Source organism: Streptomyces sp. NPDC050211, assembly GCF_040656035.1.
In the GTDB taxonomy this organism is placed as follows: domain Bacteria; phylum Actinomycetota; class Actinomycetes; order Streptomycetales; family Streptomycetaceae; genus Streptomyces.
In genome coordinates, this window is record NZ_JBFALC010000149.1 from 1 (window position 1) to 5,124 (window position 5,124).

At 63.5% G+C, this 5,124-nt stretch carries 4 protein-coding genes and 1 pseudogene; 3 read left to right on the forward strand and 2 right to left on the reverse strand.

Translation table 11 applies throughout. The features are described 5' to 3' along the window. Positions 1 to 693 precede the first annotated feature (693 nt). The gene (locus tag AB0I98_RS49400; RefSeq protein WP_362953028.1) at positions 694 to 1,224 is read right to left on the reverse strand and encodes a transposase; all 531 of its coding nucleotides are present in this window, start codon (positions 1,222 to 1,224) and stop codon (positions 694 to 696) included. Continuing rightward, on the reverse strand, positions 1,221 to 1,760 hold the full coding sequence (locus AB0I98_RS49405; RefSeq protein WP_362953030.1) for a winged helix-turn-helix domain-containing protein: 540 nt from the start codon (positions 1,758 to 1,760) through the stop codon (positions 1,221 to 1,223). The genes AB0I98_RS49400 and AB0I98_RS49405 overlap by 4 nt, the downstream gene beginning before the upstream one ends. Before the next feature lie 1,182 nt (positions 1,761 to 2,942). Between AB0I98_RS49405 and AB0I98_RS49410 the strand changes: the two genes are divergently transcribed. The 3 genes and pseudogenes from AB0I98_RS49410 to AB0I98_RS49420 form a co-directional block, all read left to right on the forward strand. Next, positions 2,943 to 3,251 (forward strand): hypothetical protein, encoded by a 309-nt coding sequence (locus tag AB0I98_RS49410; RefSeq protein WP_362953032.1) that lies wholly within the window; start codon positions 2,943 to 2,945, stop codon positions 3,249 to 3,251. A gap of 595 nt (positions 3,252 to 3,846) precedes the next feature. Beyond that, the gene (locus AB0I98_RS49415) at positions 3,847 to 4,155 is read left to right on the forward strand and encodes a hypothetical protein (RefSeq protein ID WP_362953034.1); all 309 of its coding nucleotides are present in this window, start codon (positions 3,847 to 3,849) and stop codon (positions 4,153 to 4,155) included. 498 nt (positions 4,156 to 4,653) lie between these two features. Continuing rightward, positions 4,654 to 4,906, forward strand: a pseudogene (locus AB0I98_RS49420) (sortase); the annotation flags it as partial. Between the last annotated feature and the right edge of the window lie 218 nt (positions 4,907 to 5,124).

A 5,124-nucleotide genomic window follows, 5' to 3' on the forward strand; every position in this document is an offset into this window, starting at 1 on the left:
AGGACCCTCAGCAAGTCCTATCGTTGCAGGTCAAGGGCACTTTCCGTGTTTCTGATCAGCGCTTGGACAGCCCACCTCGTGAAAGCGCGAGGTTAAAGCCACCGACAGCGACTCGACGCCCTGCCCGTGCACAGCTTCCTCGGCGACTGGCACTACACCCTCCATCCACGACCTTGTGACACCGCCCGCGCAGCCAAGAACCTGCTGTCGGCCAACGACCCGTCCGCGCAGCCCTTCACACGGCGTCTGCGAGACCCGGGTCTGACCGGCATGCTCGAACCGGTGCTGGACGGACTTCGTCTACCAACTAGCCCAGAAACTAGATGAGTTACGTGAGCAAGGACGGTAGCAGCGAGGAGGTGAACGCATCCGTGTTTGCGGCGCAAGGACGGAGGACAAGCTGACCATCGTCGACAGATTCCTGGCCACCATGCTCTACCTGCGCAAAATCGGCCCCTGAGACCTGCGCGCCCAGCTCTTCGGAGTCAACGGCAACACAATCACCAGAGCCGTTCAACAAGTCCAGTTATCCTGGCCGAGCACGGCTGCACCATTCCAGCCTCGGGCAGCCCGGTTCCGCGCGCCCGCTGACGTCACCGCGTTCCTCGCGAACAGCAGCCCCACGGAGATCGAAACCGCACGTTGATTATCGGCGAGCCCTTACTGAGCTTGAACTCGTGGTGCCGGGATGAATTATCCGGGCCGGAGAGCGAGTCCGGTTTCTGCGAGGCTGCCGTCGAGGAGTGCGGGGCGGTACTGGATCTTGCGGAGGCCCTCGCGGACGGTGCGGATGAGGTGGTCTGGGCTGGTGAAGGCGACGTTGGCGGTGTAGCCGCGTCGCAGCAGCGACCACACGCCTTCGACCGGGTTGAGCTCGGGCGCGTAGGCGGGTAACTGGAAGACGGTGAGCCAGTCTTGGCTGTCGATGAACGCTCGCATGTCCGCGCACACGTGGGTGCCGAGGTTGTCCCAGATGAGGACGATGGGGGCACCGAGCTGGCGGTGCGGGGCGTTCAGCAGGTCGCGGTAGTCGCTCCAGGTGAAGCTCCTGCGGTCGCCGCGCCGATGGTTGTGCCGTCTGGGCCGATAGATCAGGCGGGGCCGTTCACCTGCTCTGTAGCAGGCCAGGGCGGCGACGGAGAGCTGGCGGGAGGTGCGTCCGCGGACCCGGATGACGGGCGTGTACCCCCGGCGGGCCCAGGTGCGTGCGGTCGGCGGCGTCATCGAGAAGCCGGCCTCGTCCTCGAAGACGATCCATGCCCCGAGCGCCGCCGCGGTGCTTCCGCCTGCGGCCAGGTTTCCTTCACCCAGCCGCAGATCGCCTCCTCATCACGCTCCACTGCCCGTCTGGCCGGCACCTGGCAGGAGAAGCCGTGCCGGAGCAGCAGCTTGCGCACCCCCTGGAGGGTGTAGCTCTTGTGGAAGCGTCGCCCGATCACGGTCGTGACCCGCGCCAGCGTCCACCGCTGATCGAGCCAGCCGTGCGCGACCGGTCCCTTGGCCAACTCCGTTTCGAGTGCGGCGAACTGGGCCTCGCTCAGCCTGGGAAGCGAGGCCGAACCCGCCGACCGCAGAGCCCGCGGGCCGTCTTTGTCCCAGGCCCGCCGCCACCGCTGCACCGAGCGAACACTGACCCGTAACTCCTTCGCGATCGCCGAACTCGGCTCGCCCGCGGCGAACTGCTCGGCGGCCATCATCCGGACGCCCTCGCGGAACTCTCGGCGTTCATCCGTCAACCCGCCGCCCTGCGCGTACCTCATAACTACGGGGTAGCGCGAGGATCAAGCCCTGTCAGCGGCCACGACAACCCGAGTTCAAGCTCAGTAGACGACAACGCCACCTGAATGCCCGGCCCTCGCAATGTCGAAATTTCGGATCAGTAAAACACCACACACAATGGTGAGTGTAGAAGGGTCTTCAATACTCCGGAAATAAATGAAAATCGCCGGAGCGCCCAAAGGAAAGAGGGCGGTCCGGCGAAATTATGGCCGCTCAGTGAGTCGGCGCGGTTTGAACCATGCTAGCCACAGTGTACTCCCGTGTTGACCCAGCGTTGCGCCAAACTTCCGTCGGTACGCTTAATTGTTGAGTCTACGGAAATGCAATGCCCTGCGGCGCTGACTTCTACGGGGCCGGCGTAATACGCATAATTTCCTGCGTCGTGATCCTGTACGGAGGTGGTGGTACATCCGTTACCGGGCGTGGTCTCAGCGCACTTGTAGAGGTTGACGTTCATCCAAGCGGACGTGCCGTAACCGCCAGCGGAAGTGCGCACAGAGGCAGCGCAGTTCTTTCCGGTAGAGGAGTCGTAGTAGAGGAAAATGGTTCCGTACTGCGTTCCTCCGCTGGTCTTGACTGTGTAACTGTCTATCTGAGATCCACTGCACCCGTATCCGCCTGCATGAGCAGCCGGGGCAATGGAAACGCACCCCGCCGCAATAGACGCTACCACTGCGAACCGGGCCAGACTTTTCTTAAATTTCATAATTTACCCTTTCCATCCGTGCTCGATGATGAAGGTTATCAGTGTGGGTTGATCTTGTGAAGTACTTATCCCGGAGGGATTTTTTATCGTTTTGTCCTGATTGAGCCTTTAGGTGCACAATATCTTATTTTGCTGTTATTTAACTAGCCATTATTTGAAATCTTTAATGAATTCAATTGTCTAGGTTAATGGCATGGATATTCTCCCCCTATTGCAGGTTTCCACCAGGCATCCATCAAGGCGCCAAACCTGAGGACAACCTTTCAGGCCGCGTTCGACGTAGTGACGTGTTTCCGTGTGCTGGTCATTGGCTATGAAATGGGCCTTCACCGAACGCGCCCACGCCTCCGGCCTGCTGCCCTCAATCACGGCAGCTGTAGTTCCAGCGTCTGCGCTGGTCAGCGTGTTGCCGGGGTGGGTGCGGGCATGAGTACGGCCACCGTGATCATGAACGTTTGTGACGACCTATCAAGACGCGGGGGCCGTGGAAGCAACGATAGCCGAGCGGGCGTGGGGCGAGGCGTTCGGGAGGGCGATGCGGGCGGTCGCGGGCTGCTTCGCGCGACGTGAAGCCCGGGCGACGGCGGCGGAGTTGGTCGCGGGGCTGTTGCTGGAGATGGACACGCGGAACTGCTGGGCGCTCCCGCAGATTCTGGGACATCCGGGCCAGCACCGGCTGCAGCACCTGCTCTCGCGCGCCCGGTTCGACCATGAGCGGGTTCGGCAGGAGATCGCCTGCCTCGTGATCGTTGAACTTGCCGGGTAGAGCGTGGTGTTGGTGGCGGATGAGACGGGGGATGCGAAGTCGTCCACGGGACTGCGTGGGCGCCTGCCGGCAATACCCCTGTGCAATCGGCGGGGTCGGACTGTGTCAGGTGGCGGTGCACCTGGCGGCGGTCACCGCGACGACGAAGGTGATCACCGATCGGGCCCTGTAATTCCCGGCGACTGGGCTGCGGACGAGGAACGCCGCGAGGCCGCCGGAGTGCCGGAGGAGATCGCCTTCGAAGCCGCAGCAGGCGCTGGCCATGGTCACCGACGCGTTCGCCGCCGGGCTGAAAGCCCGCTGGTTCGCGGGCGACGAGGTGTACTGCGGGTGCGAACTCCGCCGGGGGCATACGGGCGCTGGGGCTTGGCTACACCGTTGGCATCGCCGCCACCTACCAGGTCATCGACGGGACCGGACGCCGGTGGGAGGCCCGCAAAATGATCAACAAGGTGCGGCCCGGGCAGTGGATGCGCCGACAGACCGGACACGGCACCGAGGGCACCCGCGAGTACGACTGGGCCTGACTCGATTGCGAGGTGTCCTACTCCGCAGCTGGGCACCCGGCGACGTCTCGCTCGGCACGCTGGTGGCAGTGATCTGTCGCAGGTGGCGGATCGAAGAAACCTTCCAACTCTCCAAGGGCTTCACCGGACTCGACCAGGGCCAGGTTACCTGCTGGAACTCCTGGATGCGCTGGTCACTGTTCTCCCTGATCGCTGCCGCTGTCCACGACGCCGCCGAGGACGAGCCCGCACTCGTGCCGCTGAGCTGCCCCGAGCTCATCCGGCTCCTGCGAGCCCTCGTGCTGCCGGCACCCGTCCGCGACCGCGAGCACGTCCTGCACTGGACCGCCTGGCGACGCGATCACCAAGCCGTCGCGACCGCTTGCCACCAGCAATGACACCACCGTCACGACCAACCGTGATCAAGAACTACAGCTGCCGTGTCAATGGCTCGATCGGCGACTGCGAGGACAACGCGATGAGGGATCCTTCTGGGCCCGGGTCCAGGTCGAACTGCTCGATCGCTGGCGGTGGCGCACCCGCCTGAAGCTGTCCACCGCACTGTTCGAGTACCTGGAGATCTTCCACAACCGGCAATGCAGTCACTCCGCCCTGGGCATGCTCGGCCCGGTGGAGTACGAACTATGCGCAACACCTGTAGCGTGAAATCAGCTATCCCAACTCCACACAACGCGGGGCAGGGCTCCGACTCCACGAAACTCGGCGCAAGCCGGAGCCTCCACCGATCCTGGAGCGGTTCATCGCCCCTGTCTGGGGCAGTCTTGTGGGTGGTCAGCCCAAGGGCAGTGCCAGGGGACTCGCTTCCTGAACTGGCGATGAGCCGCCGCTCGGCAGGCAGCACTTGGTTGCACGCGCAGCCTCGCTTGTGGCCAACGATCGTCTTTGAGACGAAGGACAAGTGGTACGTCTACAAGGCCTCCGCCGTCCTTCCCGAGACCTCGAAGTACAACGTCAAGGTCGTGTCCGCCACCCCGAAGGAGTCGGGCAAGGAGAAGGCCGGCAAGTACATCACGCTGACGACCTGCACGCCGGTGTTCACGTCTCGGTATCGGTATGTGGTGTGGGGGGGAGTTGGAGCGGGTGGAGAAGGTGGATGGGGAGCGGACGCGGCCTAAGGAGTTGCAGTGAGGTGACTGCCCCTCTGAAAGGGGGCCAGTCGCCTAGCATGACGGAGGCCCGAAGCCGCAACTATCTCTTGCGGCTTCGGGCCTCCTCACGTCACACCGTGGCTACTCCAGGACCTTCAGCGGTTCCCCGGCGCTCCACTCCTCCAGCACTCCGCGGTGTATGGCGGTGATGCCGGTCTCGGCGGCGATGCTCAGGGCCTCAGGGGTGAAGGGGCATGT

Excerpts from the sequence above, each read along its gene's own strand:
- AB0I98_RS49400 (WP_362953028.1), bottom strand. The coding sequence starts at position 1,224 with ATGACGCCGCCGACCGCACGCACCTGGGCCCGCCGGGGGTACACGCCC.
- AB0I98_RS49405 (WP_362953030.1), bottom strand. The coding sequence starts at position 1,760 with ATGAGGTACGCGCAGGGCGGCGGGTTGACGGATGAACGCCGAGAGTTC.